At 67.8% G+C, this 21,665-nt stretch carries 21 protein-coding genes; 9 read left to right on the top strand and 12 right to left on the bottom strand.

Translation table 11 applies throughout. The annotated features are described in order from the left end of the window. Positions 1 to 77 precede the first annotated feature (77 nt). Entirely contained in the window at positions 78 to 1,316 is a 1,239-nt protein-coding gene (locus MMG85_RS00850; protein ID WP_241044289.1) for an MFS transporter, read from the top strand. Between the two features lie 45 nt (positions 1,317 to 1,361). Further along, positions 1,362 to 2,768 carry an oxygen-independent coproporphyrinogen III oxidase gene (gene hemN / locus MMG85_RS00845; RefSeq protein WP_241044135.1) on the top strand — a complete coding sequence of 469 codons (1,407 nt, stop codon included), beginning with the start codon at positions 1,362 to 1,364 and terminating at the stop codon, positions 2,766 to 2,768. 9 nt (positions 2,769 to 2,777) lie between these two features. Here hemN and MMG85_RS00840 read toward each other — a convergent pair whose 3' ends face one another. Then, positions 2,778 to 3,227, bottom strand: a complete 450-nt coding sequence (locus MMG85_RS00840; protein WP_241044134.1) for a hypothetical protein — start codon at positions 3,225 to 3,227, stop codon at positions 2,778 to 2,780. Between the two features lie 155 nt (positions 3,228 to 3,382). On the opposite strand from MMG85_RS00840, the gene MMG85_RS00835 reads away from it, so the two are divergent. Next, positions 3,383 to 3,757 (top strand): DUF4345 domain-containing protein, encoded by a 375-nt coding sequence (locus tag MMG85_RS00835; RefSeq protein ID WP_241044132.1) that lies wholly within the window; start codon positions 3,383 to 3,385, stop codon positions 3,755 to 3,757. Positions 3,758 to 3,766: 9 nt separating this feature from the next. Here MMG85_RS00835 and MMG85_RS00830 read toward each other — a convergent pair whose 3' ends face one another. From MMG85_RS00830 to MMG85_RS00790, 9 genes are all read right to left on the bottom strand, one after another. Beyond that, on the bottom strand, positions 3,767 to 5,305 hold the full coding sequence (locus MMG85_RS00830; RefSeq protein WP_241044130.1) for a transporter: 1,539 nt from the start codon (positions 5,303 to 5,305) through the stop codon (positions 3,767 to 3,769). A gap of 40 nt (positions 5,306 to 5,345) precedes the next feature. Next, the gene (locus tag MMG85_RS00825) at positions 5,346 to 5,849 is read right to left on the bottom strand and encodes a hypothetical protein (protein WP_241044129.1); all 504 of its coding nucleotides are present in this window, start codon (positions 5,847 to 5,849) and stop codon (positions 5,346 to 5,348) included. Between the two features lies 1 nt (position 5,850). Next, positions 5,851 to 6,555, bottom strand: a complete 705-nt coding sequence (locus MMG85_RS00820) for a C39 family peptidase (protein WP_241044127.1) — start codon at positions 6,553 to 6,555, stop codon at positions 5,851 to 5,853. Then, positions 6,552 to 7,049, bottom strand: a complete 498-nt coding sequence (locus tag MMG85_RS00815; RefSeq protein ID WP_241044125.1) for a hypothetical protein — start codon at positions 7,047 to 7,049, stop codon at positions 6,552 to 6,554. The genes MMG85_RS00820 and MMG85_RS00815 overlap by 4 nt, the downstream gene beginning before the upstream one ends. A gap of 43 nt (positions 7,050 to 7,092) precedes the next feature. Next, a complete protein-coding gene (locus MMG85_RS00810) occupies positions 7,093 to 8,619 on the bottom strand; it encodes a hypothetical protein (RefSeq protein ID WP_241044123.1) in 1,527 nt (508 codons plus the stop codon). Between the two features lie 203 nt (positions 8,620 to 8,822). After that, positions 8,823 to 9,230 carry a fluoride efflux transporter CrcB gene (crcB, locus tag MMG85_RS00805; protein ID WP_241044288.1) on the bottom strand — a complete coding sequence of 136 codons (408 nt, stop codon included), beginning with the start codon at positions 9,228 to 9,230 and terminating at the stop codon, positions 8,823 to 8,825. 27 nt (positions 9,231 to 9,257) lie between these two features. Next, positions 9,258 to 10,622 (bottom strand): replication-associated recombination protein A, encoded by a 1,365-nt coding sequence (locus MMG85_RS00800; protein WP_345778827.1) that lies wholly within the window; start codon positions 10,620 to 10,622, stop codon positions 9,258 to 9,260. A 49-nt stretch (positions 10,623 to 10,671) separates the two neighbouring features. Beyond that, a complete protein-coding gene (gene lolA / locus MMG85_RS00795) occupies positions 10,672 to 11,295 on the bottom strand; it encodes an outer membrane lipoprotein chaperone LolA (RefSeq protein WP_241044121.1) in 624 nt (207 codons plus the stop codon). A gap of 154 nt (positions 11,296 to 11,449) precedes the next feature. Next, a complete protein-coding gene (locus MMG85_RS00790) occupies positions 11,450 to 13,813 on the bottom strand; it encodes a DNA translocase FtsK 4TM domain-containing protein (RefSeq protein WP_241044119.1) in 2,364 nt (787 codons plus the stop codon). Between the two features lie 288 nt (positions 13,814 to 14,101). Between MMG85_RS00790 and trxB the strand changes: the two genes are divergently transcribed. From trxB to MMG85_RS00760, 6 genes are all read left to right on the top strand, one after another. Next, entirely contained in the window at positions 14,102 to 15,055 is a 954-nt protein-coding gene (trxB, locus tag MMG85_RS00785; protein WP_241044117.1) for a thioredoxin-disulfide reductase, read from the top strand. A 22-nt stretch (positions 15,056 to 15,077) separates the two neighbouring features. After that, positions 15,078 to 15,965 carry a metallophosphoesterase gene (locus tag MMG85_RS00780; RefSeq protein ID WP_241044115.1) on the top strand — a complete coding sequence of 296 codons (888 nt, stop codon included), beginning with the start codon at positions 15,078 to 15,080 and terminating at the stop codon, positions 15,963 to 15,965. An 11-nt stretch (positions 15,966 to 15,976) separates the two neighbouring features. Then, entirely contained in the window at positions 15,977 to 17,113 is a 1,137-nt protein-coding gene (locus tag MMG85_RS00775) for a GNAT family N-acetyltransferase (RefSeq protein ID WP_241044113.1), read from the top strand. A 33-nt stretch (positions 17,114 to 17,146) separates the two neighbouring features. After that, positions 17,147 to 17,893 (top strand): leucyl/phenylalanyl-tRNA--protein transferase, encoded by a 747-nt coding sequence (gene aat, locus MMG85_RS00770; RefSeq protein WP_241044111.1) that lies wholly within the window; start codon positions 17,147 to 17,149, stop codon positions 17,891 to 17,893. A gap of 86 nt (positions 17,894 to 17,979) precedes the next feature. Then, complete coding sequence (gene infA, locus MMG85_RS00765; protein ID WP_055943174.1) at positions 17,980 to 18,198, top strand: translation initiation factor IF-1; 219 nt, start codon at positions 17,980 to 17,982, stop codon at positions 18,196 to 18,198. 186 nt (positions 18,199 to 18,384) lie between these two features. After that, positions 18,385 to 18,753 carry a hypothetical protein gene (locus MMG85_RS00760; protein ID WP_241044110.1) on the top strand — a complete coding sequence of 123 codons (369 nt, stop codon included), beginning with the start codon at positions 18,385 to 18,387 and terminating at the stop codon, positions 18,751 to 18,753. 80 nt (positions 18,754 to 18,833) lie between these two features. Here MMG85_RS00760 and clpA read toward each other — a convergent pair whose 3' ends face one another. After that, positions 18,834 to 21,113, bottom strand: coding sequence for an ATP-dependent Clp protease ATP-binding subunit ClpA (clpA, locus tag MMG85_RS00755; RefSeq protein ID WP_241044108.1), 2,280 nt, complete (start codon positions 21,111 to 21,113; stop codon positions 18,834 to 18,836). 151 nt (positions 21,114 to 21,264) lie between these two features. Continuing rightward, the gene (gene clpS / locus MMG85_RS00750) at positions 21,265 to 21,585 is read right to left on the bottom strand and encodes an ATP-dependent Clp protease adapter ClpS (RefSeq protein WP_055943165.1); all 321 of its coding nucleotides are present in this window, start codon (positions 21,583 to 21,585) and stop codon (positions 21,265 to 21,267) included. Positions 21,586 to 21,665 lie beyond the last annotated feature (80 nt).

The following is a 21,665-nucleotide window of genomic DNA, read 5'->3' as shown; positions in this document are numbered from 1 at the left end:
ACCGGCTGCTCAGCATCGGGTTGTTACCATGCACAACGTCATTCGCCAGGTACCGCCCCGACGTCGTGCTGAAGATCCTGCTTCCGATCACCGCCCTGCTCGCCAGTGTCGCCCTGCTGCTGGCCGGCAACGGACTGATGGGCACACTGCTGGCGATGCGTAGCCAGGCCGAGGGATGGGGTGAGCGCACGACCGGTCTGGTGATGTCGGGTTACTTCGTCGGCTTCTTCCTGGGAACGTTCACCGCGCCGCCGCTGATCCGGCGCGTCGGCCATATCCGTGCCTTCGCCTTCCATGCCGCGCTCGCCGCGGCCGCGGTGCTGGTCTACCCGTTGTGGCTGGAGCCCGCCGGCTGGATGGCGCTGCGCGTGCTCACCGGCATGGCGCTGGTCGGGCTGTGCACGGTGATCGAAAGCTGGTTGAACGCGCAGGCCGCGCCCGAGCACCGCAGCCGTGTGTTCGGGGTGTACATGGTGGTGTCGCTGCTGGCGCTGGCCGCGGGCCAGTTGTTGCTCGACCTGCAGCCGCCGCGCAGCCCGGTGCTGTTCAGCGTGGTGGCCATCCTGTTCGCGCTGGCCATCCTGCCCGTCAGCGCAACGCGACTCTCTCCGCCGGTACTGACCGTGGCACCGAAGATCCATCTGCTGGAGATCTGCCGTGCGGCGCCGAGTGCCGCGGCAGGCGCGGTACTGGCGGGCCTGGCACTGGGGGCCTTCTGGGGTTTGGGTGCGGTGTATGCGGCCTCGCTGGGGCTGGATCGTGCCGGCATTGGCGTGTTCATGGCCGTCACCATCGTCGGCGGTGCCGCGCTGCAGTTGCCGATAGGGCGCCTGTCCGACCGTGGCGACCGCCGCAGCACGCTGGCGCTGGTCGCCGCTGCCGGCGCCGCGACGGGGTTGCTTGTCCTTCGCTTCGATGCGCAGGCGCAGCTGCTGTTCTTCCTGTTCGGCGGGCTGGCGTTCGCGCTTTATCCGCTGGCGGTGGCGCACCTGCTGGACCGCCTGCCGGCCGAGCAGTTGCTGGCCGGCTGCAGTGCGCTGCTGCTGCTCAACGGCATCGGCGCGGCGATCGGGCCTGCCGCCGCCGGCGCGCTGATGCAGCGCTTCGGTGCGGAGGCACTGCCGCTGTTCTTCGCCAGCACCCTCGGCCTGCTCGCGGTGGTGGCGGGTGGGCGACGCCTGTTCAAGGTGCGCGAGCTGCTCCACTCCGCCCGCTTCCATCCGATGCTGCGCACCACGCCTGCCGCGCTGGAGATGCTTCCCGAAATCCCGGATGCCGCCCCCGAGGCCAAGGGCGACGATCCACGCGCGAATTGATCCCGATCAATGCGGCCGTGGCAGCGGCGCCCTAGCCTGTGCGGCATGGGCATCGTCTCTCCTTCCCCGCTGTTCGATGCGGACCTGCTGCGGCGTTACGACACGCTGGGGCCGCGCTACACGTCCTACCCGACCGCGCCGCAGTTCAGCGACCGCTTCGGGGCGAAGGAACTGCGCGAACATGCATCGGCGACCAACCGCCGCGAGCACCCGCGTCCACTGTCGCTGTACGTGCACGTCCCGTTCTGCACCAGTCCCTGCTTCTACTGTGGCTGCAACCGTGTGATCACCCGCGACAAAGCGCGCGGCGAGCTGTACCTGGACTACCTGTACCGTGAAATCGCACGGATGGCACCGCTGTTCGACAGCGGCAGGCCGGTGGTGCAGCTGCACTTCGGCGGCGGCACGCCGAACTTCCTGACCCCGGCACAGATCGCGGACTGCGTGGCGGAGCTGCGAAGCCAGTTCAGTTTCGCGGCGGCCGCCACGATGGACTTTTCGATCGAACTGGACCCGCGCTTCGTGACGCCGGCGGACATAGGCGAACTCGCACGGATCGGTTTCAATCGTGCCAGTCTGGGCGTGCAGGACTTCGATCCCGTGGTGCAGAAGGCGGTGAACCGCTTGCAGGGGATCGACGAGACGCTGGCCATCATCGCGGCGTGCCGTGAGCACGGCATGCGCTCGGTCAACATCGACCTGATCTACGGCCTGCCCCGGCAGACGCGCGAAGGATTCGCGCGGACACTGGACATCGTGGTGGGCGCGCGCCCGGACCGCATCGCGGTGTACAGCTATGCGCACCTGCCGCGACTGTTCAAGCCGCAGCAGCGCATCGCGCCGGAAGACCTGCCGGATGCCGAGACGAAGCTGGCGCTGCTGCAATGCGCCATCGAACGCCTGGGCGCGGCCGGCTATGTCTACATCGGCATGGACCACTTCGCCCTGCCCGGCGACGAACTGGCCCGGGCGCAAGCGCGTGGCGACCTGCACCGGAACTTCATGGGCTACACCACCCATGCCGAAAGCGACCTGGTCGGGTTCGGCGTGAGTGCGATCAGCCATGTCGGCGACAGTTTCAGCCAGAACCCGCGCGACATCCCGGGGTGGGAGCGGGCCATCGACGACGGCAGGCTGCCGGTCTGGCGCGGAATGCCGCTGGATCGCGACGACGTGCTGCGCGCCGAGGTGATCCAGGAACTGATGTGCCACGGGCGACTGGACTATGCGCGCATCGGCAACCGGTTCGGCATCGACTTTGCCACGTACTTTGCCGATGCCCTGCCCCGCCTGCAGGCGCTGGCGGAAGACGGCCTGCTGGCATTCACGCGGGTCGGCTTCCAGGCCACGCCGAAAGGGCGGCTGCTGCTGCGGGTGATCGCCATGTGCTTCGACCGTTACCTGCCGCCAGCGATGGAGGCGGACGCGACCCGGTTCTCGCGCACGATCTGAACTGCAGTGTCAGCGACAGGCCGCATTGACGCGGTCGTCCAGTTTGCGGCTCGTCGCGAAGTCCCGCTTCAGGCCGAGCCTGGCATAGGTCTGGTCGCGCGCCTTCTTCGCACGTGCGCAGGCGGCCGCATCGCGATGCATCGAGATCACCGCGCCGCTCGGCGATGCGCTGGCGCGGCGTACTCCCTTGCGGGTTGGCTTGCGTGGACTTTCCGCGCGTCGCGCCGTGCGCGCTTCCTGTGGTGACGTCACGGCGGCGACGGGAGCCGGCGGATCGGGCGGGTACGCGCGTACCCATTCCGTGCGCTGCGTGGATGCGCACGGCGCCGACTGGTAGTGCGCCTGCCCGTCCGCACCGCGGCATTTGTGGACGGGATCGTTGCCCCAGGTGGCGCTGCCGGTGGCCACGAGCACACACGCCAGCACGATGCGCCATGCGCAGGAGGAGGATCGGGACACGGCAGGCTCCTTCGGAAGGAGTCCTCAGCATCCGGTCCGGGCAGATGGCGGGGGATCGGCGCATGCCGCGCGGTGTTGTCGGGGTTTTCCGCACTTCACCGGCTCATAACCTGTCGCCGTGCGAGATGTGCCGGACCCTCCCTCCGGTACCTCCCATGACGGCAGCCTATCTCTATCTCAACGCGGTGGTTTACCTGCTGCTCGCGGGCTGGTGCACGCTTGCACCCGCGCGCACGGCCACGGCGCTGGGCTACACCACGCTCAGCCGCTCGGGCCAGACGGAGTACCTGACGATCTACGGTGGCCTGCAACTCGGGCTGGCATTCCTGTTCGCTTGGCTTGCCTGGAGCCAGCAGATGCGTACCGGCCTGGTGCTGGCGCTCGCGCTGTACCTGCCCATCGTGCTCTACCGCAGCTTCAGTCTGCTGCGCTGGTGGCCGGTGGAATCCACCACGCTGCTGCTGGCGGCGACCGAATGGCTGATGCTCGCGGCGGCGCTGTGGCTGTGGTGGCAGGGCCGGGCCAGCTGACCTGACAGGTCAGAAGTTGATCGGCAGGCGCGCGGTGAAGGTCACGTCCGGCGTGTCGCGGGTGACGCCCACGCCGAGTGCGACGTTCAACGACATGCGGTCGCTGAAGCGGTACGTCCCGCCCAGCAGCAGCGTGCCCAGCGTCGTGCGCACGGCGCCTGCGACCTCTTCGCCGTCCTGCTCGGTCTTGTCGACGATGCTCTGGTCGTAGCCGATGCTGATGGCGGCCTTCTCGTTGAGCGCCAGGCCCATGCCCAGGTTGAAGCCGAGGATGTCGCCGGCCTTGATGTCGCCGAGAAACTCGGTCTGCCCGCCCAGCACGCGCCGCGACACGTCGCTGCGCTTGAAGTTGTGCAGATAACTGAGGCTGCCGAAGAACACCACCGGATCGGAGGGATACAGCCAGGTGATGCCGGGTTGCAGCGCATTGAAGCCGCTGCCGGTCGGCAGGTCCAGCGGCAGGCCGGTGCCGGTGGTATTGGCGACGCAGCGGGTCACGCAATCGGTGGTGACGTCGAACAGATCGCGTCCGGTGCGGCTCTTGTAGCGCAGCCACGCGATGTAGAACGGCTTGTCCGCACCGCCACGGTTGAGCTGGTAGCGCCCGGTGACTTCCACGTCGCCCATGCCGCTGCCGCGCGCATTGAACACGCGGTCCTGCGCGGAACCGGTGAAGATCTCGCGGCTGACGGTATCGCTGTGGATGTAGACGTAGGGCAGCTTGGCTTCCAGCTCCATGCGCCGGCTGAGTCCGTAGCGCCCGGTCAGCGTGGCGACCGCGGTGGTGGTCTTGACCTGGCGCACATCGATCAGGCCGATCAGGATGGCCGGAATGATGGTGTAGCCGACCAGGGCGACGCGGTCGTTCGCCGAATAGCCGTACTGGATGGCCGGCTCGAGCACCAGCTTGCCCTTCGGTGTCAGCACGCCGGGCTGGTCGAAGATCTGCGCCACTTCCGGCGGCCGCGAATCGCTCTCCGGCGCCTGTCCTACCCGTTGCGGCGTCTGCGCGTCGCCGCCGGACGCGGCCGGGGATTGCGCCTGCGCGCTCGCCGTCGACGGGGTGCCGCGGGGCGCCCCGGACTGCGCGACCTGCGTGGCGTCATGGGCGGCAACGGTTGCCTCCGAGGGTGCCGGTCGTTCCGATGCAGCCTGCGGACCGACGACGATGTAGCCCGGCGCGCCGGCCGGCGTATCACGGAACGTCGGGGCCTGGTTCAGCGATGGCACGATCACCGGCGCCGGCGCGCCACGTGCGCGCGCATTCGCGAGGATCTCCTCGTTCAACGCATTCTGCAGGCCGAAGATCTGCTGCTCCTGTGCCTGCATCAGCTCGCGCATCTGCTGCAGGCGCTGGGTCTGCTCGTTGAGCTGCCGTTGCAGGGCGTCCAGCCGCGCATCGGCAGTGATCTCGTAGGGTTGCGTCGGGATCGGCGCGGGCGGTGTCGCGGGTGCGGCCACTTCCTGCGCGGTCGCCTGCCCCGCATGCACGCCCAGCCCGACCGCCAGTGCCAGCGGTGCCACGTCCATCAGAGACGTCCCTTTCATGTCCTTCCCCTTGTCGAGTGCGAGGTTCGCCAAGCGTGCGTCACGGCCCGCCGGGCGCACGGATCAGCGCATCGGTCAATGCGCCGCCGGCGTTGAGGTTCTGGTAGGCGCCCAGCGTGTCGACGCCGACATCGATGCGGGTGAGCGTGCGGATGTCCTGGTCATCGAGCGTGTTCTGGATGACCAGGCCGCCGGCGGCCTGCGCGGGATCGAAGCGGTTGCCCTCGCCGATCTGCACGACGAGGCCGCGATTGAAGTCGGCCAGGGCCTGCGCCTGTTCCGGCGTGATCCGCGCCACATCGGGAATCTGCACGGCGATGCGCGCGGTCAGTTCGCCGTTGACCAGCACCACGCGCTCGATGCCGAACGAGAGCATCATGCCGGACGGCATCTGGAAGCCGCCGCGCATCTGCGCCAGCCGGCCGGGATCCACCGGCTGCCATTCACTGCCGAGGTCGCCGCCCTGCCCGCGTGCGCCGGCAGGCGCCAGCAGGATGACGGCGAGCAGGATGGCGCGCCCCATCGGATGTCGATTGGCATGCATGTCAGATGTCTCCCGGCCCGCGCCGCGGCACGGTGATGTTGCGCAGGCCATCGCGCTGGATTCCCATGTCGAGCGGCGCCGGAGGTGCGGTCTTCCAGTCGCTGGCCTGGTTGAAGCGGGCACGTTCCCGCTGGTTGTGCACCACGAACATCACGCGGTTGTCCCACAACGCCTCGAAGCGCGAGCGCGGCATCGCCCGCGTGCCACGCGCGGGGTCGCCGAGCAGCACGCGTCCATCGCGCAGCCCCTTCACCACCACGAAGTGCCGGTAGCCGCGGTCGTTGAGCAGCACGATCGCCGGCACGTTTTCCTGCTGCAGCTTGTCCAGCGGCAGCTCGAAGCCATCGGCTTCATAGCCTTTCGAACGCAGGTAGCGACGCATGTCCAGCAGCGAGAAGCCTTCCTTGCGGATGCGCGCCTGGTCGCCGTTGTTGTACATCTGCACGAACACGTCCACCTCGGTGACGGGATGCCCGTACTGGTGCGTCAGCAGCGTCGCCGTCGCCGCCGAGCCGCAGCTGAAGTCGTACTGCTGCGGCAGCGTGGTCTTGAAGCGCGCTTCCTTCAGGCTGGTCAGGCGGACGCTGTAGGCGCCACCGGGCACGCGCAGGTCGCTGGTCGCGGCCGAAGCCCCGCCCAGTGTCGCAAACGCGCAGGCCAGCGCGACATGCGCCAGCCAATGCGCGCGCCGTACGCCGCCTTTCATTGCGGACCGCCGGCAAAGTCGACCGTCACGATCATCGCGTTCTGGATCAGCACGTTGCTGCCGGTGTTCTGGATGACCGTGTTGATCCCGCTGGCGTTGCTGAAGGCGCCGTCGGCGATGCTGTTGGAACCGCTGACGATGTGGTGCGCCGTGTTGCCATCGACGGAACCGTCGACGTCGATCAGATTGTCCAAGACGTCGCTGTCGCCACCGCGCAGGACGGAAAGGCGCTCGATGGCGACCGCCCGTCCGAGCTCGCTGACCGCGATGTCCGGCAGTTCTGCGCCGACGTTCGCGACGTCGGATACGGCTGCGGCGGCGACGGGATGTGCGACTTCGTCGGTGGCCCACGCGCCGACGGCGACGAAGAAACACCCTCCGGCCGCGACGCGCAGCCAGGTCTGTTGGTGCGTATGCATGGTCATTGCTCCCTTGCCATGCGTCCGCCACGCGACCGTGCGGTGTCCTGCACCAGGCAGGACACCGTCGCCCACGCGGGATGTCCCGGCCAAGACGGCCGGGACATCGGCGGAGCGCTTACGGGCCGACGGTCAGGTTGGCCTGGACGGTGATGCCCTGCTGGATCAGCGAGGCCATGCCGCTATTCTGCGCGGCCACCATGATGCCGGCCGCCGACTGGCCGACGCTCGTCATGTTGTTGGACATGTCGAACGCGCCCGCATCGACCGCGACGGAACCACCTGCGCCACCGGCACCACCGGTCGCGCCGTTGCCGACGCCGCCGTTGCCGTCGCCCCCCATGCCGTCGCCGCCGTTGCCGACGCCGCCGGCACCGCCGGTCGCACCGACCGCGCCACTGGCGCCGTTGCCGGCCGTGGCATCGCCGTTGCTGGCGGTGGAGGACGCGCTGCCGTTGCTGGCATCGCCGTTGCTGGCATCGCCACCGTCACCGCCGTCGCCCGCGGTCGCGGTCAGCGTGCCGCCTGCGCCACCGGTGCCAGAGCCTGCGCCGCCGCTGCCCATGGCGTCGCCGCCCGTGCCGGAACCGGCGCCGCCGGTGCCCATGCCGTCGCCACCGGTGCCGGTCGCGTCGCCCGACGTTCCCGTGCCGGCGGTCGCGGTGCTGGCGCCGCCCGTGGCGGTTGCAGCACCGGACGTGCCTGCGCCACCGGTCGCGGTGCCGTCGCCGCTAGTGCCGTCACCGGCGCCGCGCTCGCGCACGTTGCCGCTGCCCGCACCGGCATCACCACCGGACGCACCGGCGATCGAACCCGTATCGCCGCTCGAACTGCCGGCATCGCCACCGGAAGCGCCGGTCGCGCCGCCGCCGTCACCGCCCCAGCCACCGGCATCGCCACCACGGCCACGACCGTTGCCGGCCGTCGCATCGCCGTCGCCGCCCCAGCCGCCGGCATCGCCGCCGTTCGCGCCGCGGGTGTCGTCGGTATTGCCGCCACGTCCGCCGTTGCCTGCGGTGGCATCGCCGATGGTGGCGCTGCCGTTCGACGAGTCGCCCGCCGTGGCGCTGCCATTGTTGGCGTTGCCACCGCTGCCGCCATTGCCGCCATTGCCGCCGTCGCCGCCATCGCCACCGTTGCCGGTGCCGCCCGCAGCGCTGCCGCCGTAGCCCTTGCCGCCATAGCCCGCGCCGCCCTTGCCGCCGTCGCCACCGTTCGCATCGCCCCAGTTCTTGGCGACGTTGCCGATGTCGTGCACGGTCACGCCCGAAACGGCGCCGATCAGCTTCGTTTCGGCCACGGCCTTGCTCTGGTTGAACGAGTTGGAGAACGTCGAGGTCGCGGTGCTGCCGTTGTTCGCCGCGGTGGAGCCGTAGCCCTCCGCATTGGCGCGTCCGCGGTTGTCGCGGTTGTCACCGTCGTAGGAACGGTTGTCGCTGTTGTCCGAACTGTCGGAGTTGTCCGAGTTGTCGCTGTTGTCGGAATTGTCGGTGTTGGTGCTGTTGTTGCTCATGTCCGCCGCGAGGTTGACCAGGATGTCATCTCCCCGGCCGTTCTCGGTGTTGGTCTGTTGCGCGAATGCCTGTCCCGTCGTGCCGAGCGCCAGCAGTACCGCCGATGCGATCAGTGTCTTGCGAATGCTCATGTGGAGTCTCCTTGTGGCCGCTCCGGAGCCCAGGGGAAGCTCCTAAAAAGCGACGCGGGTCACGGTTGCATGGCAATCGTTAGCCCCAACCCGGTGCAAGGTTAAATTTTTGTTCCGGCGCAGACCGCTCGTCCGCACGGTACCGGGGACTGTCATACAAGAGGACACCATGGCCGGCCACGCGATGGGCGGACGTTCTGCCCCTACCAGGTGGGCGCGCGGACCGCGCCGGCGACACGCGCACCCAGCCACACCAGCAGCAGCCCCAGCGCCAGCGTGACGGCGAGATAGCCGAGCGCACTGCCCTGCCGGTCGGATCGCGCGAACAACAGGCATTCGACCATCAGCGCGGAATACGTGGTCAGCGCGCCCAGCACGCCGACCATCAGGAACGCGCGCCAGTAGATCGCCGACGGACCGCGCGCTTCCAGCCAGATCGCAAGGAAGCCGGCAGCGAACGATCCGATCATGTTCACCGCGAACGTGCCCCAGGGGAATCCGCTGCCGAGCTGCCGCAGCAGCATGCCGCCCAGCCAGAAGCGCATCGCCGCGCCCAGCGCGCCGCCGGCCATCACCAGCGCCAGTTGTTGCCACCACACGGCTGCTTGCACCGGCATCGTCGTGTCCTGTCGAAAGGTTCAGTCGTCGCGAACGGCGTCGCGTGCCTGCTGGCGTGAGGCGCGCAGGCGATCGAGCTTTTCCTTCAGCTTGATTTCCAGCCCGCGTTCGACCGGCGCGTAGTACACACGCTCGCCCATGGCATCCGGAAACGCGGTCTGGCCCAGCGCGATGCCGCCTTCCGCGTCGTGGTCGTACTGGTAGCCGGTGCCGTAGCCGAGCGACTTCATCAGCTTGGTCGGCGCGTTGCGCAGGTGCATCGGCACGTCCTGGGTACCGTACTCGCGCACGTCGGCCTTGGCGGCGTTGAACGCCATGTAGCCTGCGTTGGATTTCGCGGTACTGGCCAGGTAGATCACCAGTTGCGCCAGCGCCAGGTCACCCTCGGGACTGCCGAGTCTCTCGTACGTGTCCCACGCATCGATCGCCATCTGCAGCGCGCGGGGATCGGCCAGGCCGATGTCCTCCACCGCCATCCGCGTCATCCGCCGCGCCAGGTAGGCCGGATCGCAGCCACCGTCCAGCATGCGCGCCAGCCAGTAGACCGCGCCATCGGGATTGGAACTGCGCACCGACTTGTGCAGCGCCGATATCTGGTCGTAGAACTGCTCGCCGCCCTTGTCGAAGCGGCGCGTGCGATCGGCGAGCACCTGCGCCAGCGTCTGCGGCGTAATCTTCCCGCCCTCGTCGGCCGCCAGTTCCGCCGCGATTTCCAGCAGCGTCAGCCCGCGGCGGACGTCACCGTCGGCCGCCGTGGAGATCTCCAGCAGCGCCGCGTCATCGACCTCCAGCGCCAGATCGCCGAGCCCACGCTCTGCATCGGCCAGGGCCAGGCGCAGCGCGTGGCGGATGTCCTGCGGCGACACCGCTTCCATCACATGCACACGGCAGCGCGACAGCAGCGCGGAGTTCAGTTCGAAGGAAGGGTTTTCCGTGGTGGCACCGACGAAGATGATGGTGCCGCGTTCGATGTGCGGCAGGAACGCATCCTGCTGCGCCTTGTTGAAGCGGTGCACTTCGTCGACGAACAGCACCGTGCGTCGCCCGCCGGCGAACCGCTGCGCGGCCTCCGCCAGCACCTGCCGTACCTCGGGCAGGCCCGACAGCACCGCCGATATCGCCTTGAATTCGGCATCGGCGTAGCGCGCCAGCAGCAGCGATAAGGTGGTCTTGCCGCAACCGGGCGGGCCCCACAGGATCATCGAATGCACGTGACCGGATTCGACCGCGCGTCGCAACGCGCTGCCCGGTGCCAGCAGGCGCCGTTGCCCGACCATGTCGTCGAGCGTGCGCGGCCGCATGCGCTCGGCCAACGGCCGCAGCGCGTCGTTGTCCGTGCTCAGCAGGTCGGTCTGCGGTTCGAGGGGGGTGCGTGTCCTGGCCACGCGTCATTGTAGCGTCGCGTGCGGCCGGGGCCTGCACGCGACGGTGACGTCAGGGACCGCCGACCACGTCCACGCCCTTGCCGGGCGCGTACTTGAAAGTGCCGGCAGCGAAGGACGGATTGCGCTTCCAGCCGGCAAAACTGATCTCGGTGCGCTGTCCCACCGCATCCTTCACTTCCATCTTCACCAGCGTGCCGCCGGTAAAGGCAAGCCGCGCGGTCTGGAAGCTGGCATCGCCTTCCTGCTTCGGCGTCAGCGTCAGCCACTGCACGCCACCCTGCCCCGCGGCTTCGGCGACGTTGAACTGCTGGTCCAGCTTGCCCGGGTCGACCAGCGCGGCCAGCGGGCTGTTTTCTTCCTCGATGCCCTGCTCGCGCACCGTGGCCTGCTGAAGGTCCGGATCGTAGACCCACACCTGCTTGCCGTCGGCGACGATCAACTGCTCGTACGGCGCTTTGTATTCCCAGCGGAACAGGCGCGGCGCCGACAGCGCGACGCGGCCGTTGGAGGTTTCCTTGAGCTTGCCGCCGCCGTCATAGACCTTCTGGGTGAACTGACCGTCCAGACCCTTCAGGCCGAAGGTGAAGGTCTTCAGCTCATCGCGTGCGCCGGCAAACGCGCTGGTGGCCAGCATGGCGGTGGCAAGGACGGCAAGGCGTGCGGTACGGAGCATGGTGCGTTCCGGGGGTGAGGGACGTTGCGGCGAAGTGTGGCCGGGTGAAACTGAATGGGGGGTGGGCGCCCGGCCTCTGCGGGCGCGACGTCACTCGCGATGAAGCGCTACAGGAGGTCGATCGCGACTGACGTCGCTCCCACAGCATCCCGCCTCAGCGCGGCGGCGGGGGCGCGAGCACCTGGCGATCGCCGTTGTGTTCGGGAGGCGTCACCACGCCGGCGGCTTCCATCGCTTCGATCAGGCGCGCGGCGCGGTTGTAGCCGATCTTCAGGCGACGCTGCACGCCGGAAATCGAGGCTCGACGGCTTTCGGTGACGATCTTCACCGCCTCGTCGTACAGCGGATCGGATTCGTCGCCGCCACCGCCGCCGGACTCCGGCAGGCCGGTCGGCCCGACGACGACGCCGTCGCCCATGGTCTGGATCTCTTCCAGCACGCCTTCGATGTAGTCGGCGGTGCCGCTGGCCTTGAGGTGCTCCACCACGCGGTGCACTTCCTCGTCGCTGACGAAGGCGCCGTGGATGCGCTCGGGCATGGCCGTGCCCGGCGGCAGGTACAGCATGTCACCGTGGCCGAGCAGGGTTTCCGCGCCGGACTGGTCCAGGATGGTGCGAGAGTCGATCTTCGAACTGACCTGGAAGGCGATGCGCGTGGGGATGTTGGCCTTGATCAGGCCGGTGATGACGTCCACCGACGGACGCTGCGTGGCCAGGATCAGATGGATGCCGGCCGCACGCGCCTTCTGTGCCAGGCGGGCGATGAGTTCTTCGACCTTCTTGCCGACGATCATCATCATGTCGGCGAATTCGTCGATGAAGATGACGATGAACGGCATCGGCTCCAGCGGACGCGGCGCTTCGGCCAGGTCGGGATTGGGCTTGAACAGCGGGTCCATCAGCGGCTGGCCCGCATCCATCGCGTCCTTGACCTTCTTGTTGAAGCCGGCCAGGTTGCGTACGCCCACCGCGCTCATCAGTTTGTAGCGGCGCTCCATCTCCGCCACGCACCAGCGCAGGCCGTTGGCGGCCTCCTTCATGTCGGTGACCACCGGCGCCAGCAGGTGCGGGATGCCCTGGTAGACGCTGAGTTCCAGCATCTTCGGGTCGATCATCAGCATGCGCAGGTCTTTCGGCGAGGCCTTGTACAGCAGGCTCAGCACCATCGCGTTGACCGCCACCGACTTGCCCGAACCGGTGGTGCCGGCGACCAGCAGGTGCGGCATGCGGGCCAGGTCGGCCACGGTCGGCCGACCGGCGATGTCCTTGCCCAGCGCCAGCGTCAGCGGACTGCCGGACTTGTCGTATTCCTTCGAGCGCAGCAGCTCGGAGAGGAAGATCATCTCGCGGCTGGTGTTGGGGATCTCCAGGCCGATCACCGACTTGCCGGGGATCACGTCGACCACGCGCACCGACTTCACCGACAGGCCGCGGGCGATGTCCTTGTCCAGCGAGCTGATCTGGCTGACCTTCACGCCCGGCGCCGGCTCCATCTCGAAACGCGTGATGACCGGGCCCGGGTAGGCGCCGACCACCTGCACGTCGATGCGGAAATCCTTGAGCTTGAACTCGATCTGCCGCGACAGGGTTTCCAGGGTTTCTTCCGAATAGCCCTTGGTCTGCGGTTTGGGATCGTCCAGCAGCGACAGCGGCGGCAGGCCGGATTCGTCGCCCCCGGTACCGTGGAACAGCGGGATCTGCTGCTCGCGCTTGGCGCGCTCGCTCTTTTCCACCACGGCCGGCGCGGGCGGCTCGATCTTCACCGGCTCGCGCCTCGCGCGCTGCACGGCATCGGTCTTGCGGACGACTTCGCGCTCTTCGCGCATCGCCCGGGTCTGCTGCCACTCGTTCGCCTGTTGGCTGCCACGACGGAACAGGTCGGGCAGCATCAGCACGTACTTGCCGATGCGCTCCATCACCGCGAACCACGACAGGCCGGTGGCCAGCGTCACCGAGGTCAGGAACAGCACCAGCAGGAACAGGTTGCCACCCAGCCCGCCGAACAGCTTGAGCAGCGACTTGCCCACCAGCGTGCCGAGGATGCCGCCGGCGCCATCGGTGAGCGCCTCGGCGGGCACGCCGCGCATGAACAACAGGCCCGTCGACGAGATGAGGAAGGCCACCATGCCGATCAGCCGCAAGGCCGGCCCCAGGTCCGCCTGTCCATCACCATCGGTGTCCAGGCCGAACAGGGCGATCCACGCGATGGCGCCCAGGATGAAAGGCAGCACGAACGCCACATAGCCGAACAGCGACAGCAGCAAGGCCGACAGATACGCGCCCGCCAGCCCGCCCATGTTGTGCACCGGGGCGGTCAGGCTGCCCGACTGCGACCAGCTCTGGTCCTGTGGCGAGAAGGTGAAGAGGCTGGCCAGCAGGTACAGCAGCAGCGGCGCGATGGCGATCAGCGCGAGGTCGCGCCACAGGCGCTGACGTCGTGGATTCGGCGGCGACGCCTGCTTGCGCGCGGCCGCATTGCCACCCTTGGATTTGCCGTTGTCCGGGAGCTGCTTCGCCACCTTTGGACCAGACCTTAGGAAATTTCTGTTAGTGATTGATAGTAAACGAATCGTCTGCGCTGCAACAGCAGGCCATGCGGGCCATGGCCAGTCGGCATCGAAGACCTCATAGCAAAAACGCCGCGCGGTCGCGCAGCGTCTTGATTCGATCCGTCCGGGGCCCGGCCTGCATCACCGCTTTCCATCTGCGCGCCTTGATTCGCCGGATACGCACCGCCACTCTATGTGCCTGCGGACGATGCGCCAAGGTGTCGTTGCCTGCCCGATCACCCTTTTTCGCGAGTATACATGAGCACTTCGAAGCACTGCCGCCTGTTGATCCTGGGCTCCGGCCCCGCCGGCTGGACCGCGGCCGTCTACGCCGCCCGCGCCAACCTCAAGCCCGTCGTGGTCACCGGTCTGCAGCAGGGCGGCCAGTTGATGACCACCACGGAAGTGGACAACTGGCCCGGCGACGCGCACGGCCTGATGGGCCCGGACCTGATGGCGCGCATGCAGGCGCATGCCGAGCGCTTCGAGACCGAAGTGATCTTCGACCACGTCCACACGGCCGACCTGTCCCAGCGCCCGTTCAAGCTGATCGGCGACAGCGGCGAATACACCGCCGACGCGCTGATCATCGCCACCGGCGCCACCGCCAAGTACTTGGGCCTGCCGTCCGAAGAAGCCTTCAAGGGCCGCGGCGTATCGGCCTGCGCCACCTGCGACGGCTTCTTCTACCGCGACCAGGACGTGGCCGTGATCGGCGGCGGCAATACCGCCGTGGAAGAGGCGCTGTACCTGTCCAACATCGCCCGCAAGGTCTACCTGGTGCACCGCCGCGACACGCTGCGCGCCGAGAAGATCATGCAGGACAAGTTGTTCGCCAAGATCCAGGCCGGCAAGATCGAGCCGGTGTGGCACCACACGGTGGACGAGGTGCTGGGCAACGAGGCCGGTGTCACCGGCATCCGGGTGAAGTCCGTGCAGGACGGCAGCACGCGCGACATCGACGTGCACGGCTTCTTCGTGGCCATCGGCCATACGCCGAACACCGGCCTGTTCGAGGGCCAGCTGGACATGAGCAACGGTTACCTGAAGATCCGTTCCGGCATCGAGGGCAACGCCACGGCGACGACCATCCCCGGCGTGTTCGCCGCCGGCGACGTCACCGACCAGCACTACCGCCAGGCCATCACCTCCGCCGGCTTCGGCTGCATGGCGGCGCTGGATGCCGAGCGCTTCCTGGACAAGGACGGCTGATCCCTGCCCTGCCGCTGCCCGCATGGACAAGCTGCTGATCAAGCAATGCCTGTTCTACGGCAGCTGGCTGGTCTGGCCGTTCATCGCCTGGCTGCTCTGGCGGCTGCGTGAGCGACGCGGCCGCTGGCTCGTCGCACTGCTGCTCGCGGCCTGTCTGCTGTTCGCTTGGGCGCGCTTTGTCGAACCGCAACGCATCCATGTGCAGGAGACCGCACTCACGGGCACCGGCGCGCGCGTGCGCCTGCTGTTGATCAGCGACATCCACCTGGGGGTCTACAAGGACAGCACCTATCTGCAGCGCCTGGTGGACCGGATCAACACGCTGCAGGCCGACGCCGTGGTGATCGCGGGCGACTTCACCTACGAGCCCGATGGCCAGTCGCTGGACGCCATGTTCGCGCCGCTCGGCGGACTCCGCCTGCCGGCCTATGCCGTGCTGGGCAATCATGACCAGCAGGCTCCCGGTCCGGACATCGACGCGGAGCTGCGCGCCGCGCTGGCAATGCACCGGGTCGAGGTGATCGAAGGCAAGACGGTACGGCTCGGTGGTTTCCGGCTGGCCGGACTCGGTGACCGCTGGGCGAACAAGGACGATCCGGCGTTCCTGGCGGCGCCGTCTTCGTCCCTCCCCACGCTCGTGCTCAGCCACAACCCCGACAGCGCAATCGACCTCGGCCCTGACCTGGCCACGCTGGTACTGGCAGGCCACACGCACGGTGGCCAGATCCGCATCCCCTGGCTTTACCGGCACGTGATCCCCAGCAGGTACGGCTTCGACCGGGGCGAACAGTTCCTGGCGACGCCACGAGGCCGCGTCCGCGTGTACACCACGGTCGGCACCGGCGAAGTGGGCCTGCCCTTGCGGCTGTTCAATCCGCCGACCATCGACGTGCTGGACCTGCGTCCGTAGCCCCGCCGCCGATGACCGACATCCGCTTCCTTCCCTCGCTGGCCGAGGCCCCAGCCTCTGCGTGGGACGCGCTGCACGACGGAAGCAATCCCTTCGTATCCCATTCCTTCCTGCACGGCCTGGAAGCCCATGGCTGTCTGCGTGAGGACTGGGGATGGACACCGCACCACGCGACGCTTTGGGAAAAAGAGCGACTGGTCGCCGCCGCGCCCGGCTACCTGAAGGACAACTCGCACGGCGAGTTCGTGTTCGACCACGCCTGGGCGCACGCCTATGCCCAGCACGGACTGGGCTACTACCCGAAGTGGCTGGGCGGCGTGCCGTATTCGCCGGTCACCGGCCCGCGCCTGCTTGCGCGCGATGACTCCGCACGCCTGCGCCTGCTGGCGGCGATACAGGACGAAGCCAGCCGGCTGGAGCTGTCGTCGGCCCACATCAACTTCCCGACGCCCGTCGAGGACGCGGGGTTTCCGGCGTCGTGGCTGCCCCGCATCGACGTGCAGTACCACTGGCGGAATCCCGGCCACTGGCAGGATTTCGACGGCTTCCTTGCCGACGTCGAGCGCAAGGCCCGCAAGAACATCCGCCAGGAGCGCGCCAAGGTGCAGCGGGCCGGCGTGACCGTCCGCACCGTGCACGGCGACGAGGCCAGCGACGCGGACCTGCAGGCCATGTTCGGCTTCTACCTGCAGACCTTCCACGATTACGGCAACTCGCCGGCGCTGACCCTCGCCTTTCTGCGGCATCTTGCCACCGCCATGCCGCGCAACCTGGTGATGTTCCTGGCCGATCACGACGGCCGCACCGTCGCCGGCGCCCTGTGCCTGCGCGGCGGCGACACGCTATACGGCCGTTACTGGGGCGCCCTGGCCAACATCCCCGGGCTGCATTTCGAGACCTGCTACTACCAGGGGATCGACTACTGCCTGCGCGAAGGCCTCGCCGTCTTCGAGCCGGGCGCGCAGGGCGAGCACAAGATCGCGCGCGGGTTCCTGCCCACCTTCGTGCATTCGCGACACTGGATCGCCCATCCGGAGTTCTCGCAGGCACTGGCGCGCTGGTGCGGCGAGGAAGCCGTGGCCGTGCGTCGATATGCCCGCACCTTGCAAGCCCACACACCGTTCAAGCATCGCGACGGGATCGACTGATCCGCGCCGGGATAGCGCCCGTACAATCGCGACATGCGCCAACGGCCGTTCGTCCTGTCCCCCGACCCCCACGCGCCCTTCCCGCCCGCCGGCACCGCCATGCGCGATCCCGATGGCCTGCTCGCGATCGGCGGCGATCTTTCGCTGCCCCGCCTGCTCAACGCCTACCGGCACGGCATCTTCCCGTGGTTCTCCTCCGGCCAGCCGCCGCTATGGTGGTCGCCGGATCCGCGCATGGTGTTCCGCACCGACGGCGTGCGCCTGTCCTCGCGCTTCCGCCGCCAGTTGAAGCACAGCCATTGGCAGGCGCGCGCGGACACCTGCTTCGAACAGGTGATCACCGCCTGTGCGCAATCGCCGCGACCCGGTCAGCACGGCACGTGGATCACCTCCGGCATGCGCCAGGCGTACATCGACCTGCATCGGCAGGGACACGCGCATTCGATCGAAGTGTTTGAAGGCGACACGCTGGCCGGCGGCATCTACGGCGTCGCCATCGGCCGGATGTTCTTCGGCGAAAGCATGTTCAGTGGCCGCTCCGGCGGCTCCAAGGTGGCGCTGGCAGCGCTGGCGAGGCGCCTGTCCGAATGGGGATGGCCGCTGATCGATGCGCAGGTCGAGAACAGCCACCTGCATTCCCTCGGCGGTCGCCTGATGCCCCGCGAGGCCTTCCTGCAACAGGTCGCCGACCTCGTGGACCTGCCCTCTTCCGAGGGGAGCTGGACGCAGAGATTCGGCGTGCTGCCTGCCGCCTCGCTGTCGCAACCCGTGGTCGCATAACGGAATTTTTGCACCGGGGACCCATCTGACGTACAATGCCCGGCTTCATGGCACCCGCCATCCTTCGCGGCACAGCATAGGCTTACATGTCGAAAGACGATTCCATTGAATTCGAGGGCACCGTTGCTGAAACGCTGCCCAACACCATGTTCCGGGTCAAGCTGGAGAACGGGCACGAAATCATCGCCCACATCTCCGGCCGCATGCGCAAGAACTACATCCGCATCCTGACCGGCGACAAGGTGAAGGTCGAAATGACCCCCTACGACCTCACCAAGGGTCGAATCACCTATCGCATGAAGTAATCTTCATAAGTGGTTGATCGAAAAGCGGCCGATGGCCGCTTTTCGCGTTCTGGGCGTTCCCCCGCCTGCATGACCAAAGGCACCGGGCCGGTGGTCACGCCGACTTCAGGCAGATTCATCCTCGCGACCGCTGCCCCAGCATGGCGAGGCGTCCACTCCCGGGCGCAGACCCCGAAGAGAGCCGCCATGAACTCCCGTCGCCCCACCCGCCTGCTGCTTGCCATGGCATTGGCCAGTGCCCCCATCGCCGCCTTCGCGGGAGACGCCATCACCGGGTGCGTCGACCTGGGCGATGACCAGGAGATCGTGCGTGCCGGCGGAGGGCAGCAGTTCTTCCTCCGCAACGGCAGCGACCACTACCGGGTGTCGTTCCAGCACAGCTGCGACTCCATCCTGACCACGCCCCGCGTCGATATCAGCACCCAGGGCCAGGCCAACCGCCTGTGCGCCGCCGATACGCGCGTGAAGACCAAGCGCGATACCTGCCGCGTCGGGGCCGTGGAAACCATGACCGCCGACGAGTTCGCCGTCCGCAAGAAGCGCGCCTCGCGCTGACGGACAGACCCGGAGGGAAAAGAAAAAGGCGGCCCGCAGGCCGCCTTTTTCGTTGCAGGCGCGATGCCGTGCGCGCCGGGTCACACCGTCGCCGGCAGCAAGCGCTCCGGCTCGGCCTGCGCGTCCACCACCAGTTCGCCATCGCGCACGTCGATGCTGACCCGTCCGCCGTTGACCAGCTTGCCGAACAGCAGTTCGTCGGCCAGCGGGCGCTTGACCTTGTCCTGGATCAGGCGGGCCATCGGGCGGGCGCCCATCAGCGGATCGAAGCCGTGCTGCGCCAGCCAGTCGCGCGCCGCCAGCGTGGCCGACAGGCTGACGTGCTTTTCCTGCAGCAGCATCTCCAGTTCGATGACGAACTTGTCCACCACGCGCAGGATGTGGTCGAAGCCCAACCCCTGGAACTGCACGATGGCGTCCAGGCGGTTACGAAACTCCGGCGTGAAGCTGCGGCGGATCACTTCCATCGCGTCGGTGGAATGGTCCTGCTGCATGAAGCCGATGGTCCGCCGCGACGCCTGCGCCGCGCCCGCATTGGTGGTCATCACCAGGATGACGTTCTTGAAGTTCGCCTCGCGGCCGTTGGTATCGGTCAGCACGCCGCGGTCCATGACCTGCAGCAGGATGTTGAAGATGTCCGGGTGGGCTTTTTCCACTTCGTCCAGCAGCAACACGCAGTGCGGCGTCTTGACGATCTTCTCGGTCAGCAGGCCGCCCTGGTCGAAGCCCACGTAACCGGGGGGCGCACCGATCAGGCGGCTGACCGAATGCGGCTCCATGTACTCGGACATGTCGAAGCGCACCAGTTCGATGCCCAGCTGCAGCGCCAATTGCTTCGTCACTTCGGTCTTGCCCACGCCGGTGGGGCCGGCGAACAGGAAGTTGCCGATCGGCTTTTCCGGATTGGCCAGGCCGCTGCGCGCCAGCTTGATGGACGAAGCCAGCGTCTCGATGGCCGGATCCTGCCCGAAGATGACCATCTTCAGGTTGCGCTCCAGGTGCTGCAGCACGTCCTTGTCGGACGAGGACACCTGCTTGGCCGGAATGCGCGCCATCTTGGCGACGATGGTCTCGATCTCCTCGACGTCGATCAGCTCCTTGCGCGTGCCTTCCGGCAACAGGCGCTGGCGCGCACCGGCCTCGTCGATCACGTCGATCGCCTTGTCCGGCAGCAGGCGGTCGCCGATGTGCTTCACCGACAGGTCCACCGCCGCCTGCAGCGCATCGTCGGCGTACGTCACGCCGTGGTGCGATTCGTACTTGGGCTTGAGGCCCTGCAGGATCTCGTAGGTCTCGCCCACCGTCGGCTCGACGATGTCGATCTTCTGGAAACGGCGCGCCAGCGCCCGGTCCTTCTCGAAGATGCCGCGGTATTCCTGGAACGTGGTGGAGCCGATGCAGCGCAGCTCGCCCGACGCCAGCGCCGGCTTGATCAGGTTGGACGCATCCATCGTGCCGCCGCTGGCCGAGCCGGCGCCGATGATGGTGTGGATCTCGTCGACGAACAGGATGGCGCCGGGGATCTTCTTGATCGCCGCCAGCACGCCCTTCAGCCGCTTCTCGAAGTCGCCGCGGTACTTGGTGCCGGCCACCAGCGCGCCGAGGTCCAGCGAGTAGATGACGGCGTCCAGCAGCACGTCGGGCACTTCGCCCTCGACGATGCGCTTGGCCAGCCCCTCGGCCAGCGCCGTCTTGCCCACCCCGGCCTCGCCGACGTAGAGCGGATTGTTCTTGCGGCGCCGGCACAGGACCTGGATGGTGCGCTCGATCTCGTCGCCGCGGCCGACCAGCGGGTCGATCCGGCCCTGGCGCGCCATGTCGTTCAGGTTGCTGGCGAACTCGGTCAGGGCGTCGCCCTTGCCCTCGCCTTCCGGCCCCTCGGCCTTGCCCTCGCCCTCCGGCTGTCCGCCGGCCTCGTTCTCCTCACCCTGCTTGGCGATGCCGTGGGACAGGTAGTTGACGATGTCGAGGCGGGTGACGTCCTGCTGGTTGAGGAAGTACACCGCGTGCGAGTCCTTCTCGCCGAAGATCGCGACCAGCACGTTGGCGCCGGTGACCTCCTTCTTGCCCGAGGACTGCACGTGGTAGACGGCGCGCTGAAGCACTCGCTGGAAGCCCAGCGTCGGCTGGGTGTCGCGGCCGTCGTCCTCCGCCAGCCGCGAGACCGATGCCTCGATGGCCTGTTCCAGGTCCGCCCGCAGACGGTTGGCGTCCGCGCCGGTCGCCTTCAGGACGGCCTGTGCCGAGGGGTTTTCGAGCAGCGCGAGCAGCAGGTGCTCGACGGTCATGAATTCGTGCCGAGCTTCGCGGGCGCGCTTGTAGCACTGTCCGATGGTCTGCTCGAGGTCTTTGCTGAACATGGTTGCCTCCGGGGCCTATGCCGACAATATGCGGCTTGGCGGGCGGTTTTCCATCACCCTACCGGATTTCAGTGTTCAGGGATCGTTGCCTTGCACATCGCGGCGGCGCCCCCACTCCGTATCCGGCCCGGCATACCCGCGCCGGTCCCCGTCAGGATTTCTCCATCGTGCACAGCAGGGGATGCTGGTTCATACGGGAAAACTCGTTGACCTGGGCCACCTTGGACTCGGCCACCTCGCGGGTGTACACGCCGCAGACGCCGCGGCCGCGGGTATGCACGTGCAGCATCACCTGGGTGGCTTTTTCCAGGTCCATGACGAAGAACTGCTGCAGCACGGTCACCACGAAATCCATGGGCGTGTAGTCGTCGTTGAGCAGCAGCACCTGGTACAGCGGCGGTGGCGCGACCTCGGGCCGGCTGGTTTCCACCATCAGGCCATGGTCGCGTTCGTTTTCGTTCTTGCGGGGCATGCGCCAATTATAGGCGCCAGCCAGCGCCGGCCGCATGGACGCGATGCGTGACCCCGGCCACAATGCGCCATCCCGCCTGA

The organism is Pseudoxanthomonas sp. LH2527, assembly GCF_022539275.1.
Taxonomy (GTDB): Bacteria; Pseudomonadota; Gammaproteobacteria; order Xanthomonadales; family Xanthomonadaceae; genus Pseudoxanthomonas_A.
This window is presented reverse-complemented; position numbering and strand designations above follow the sequence as displayed.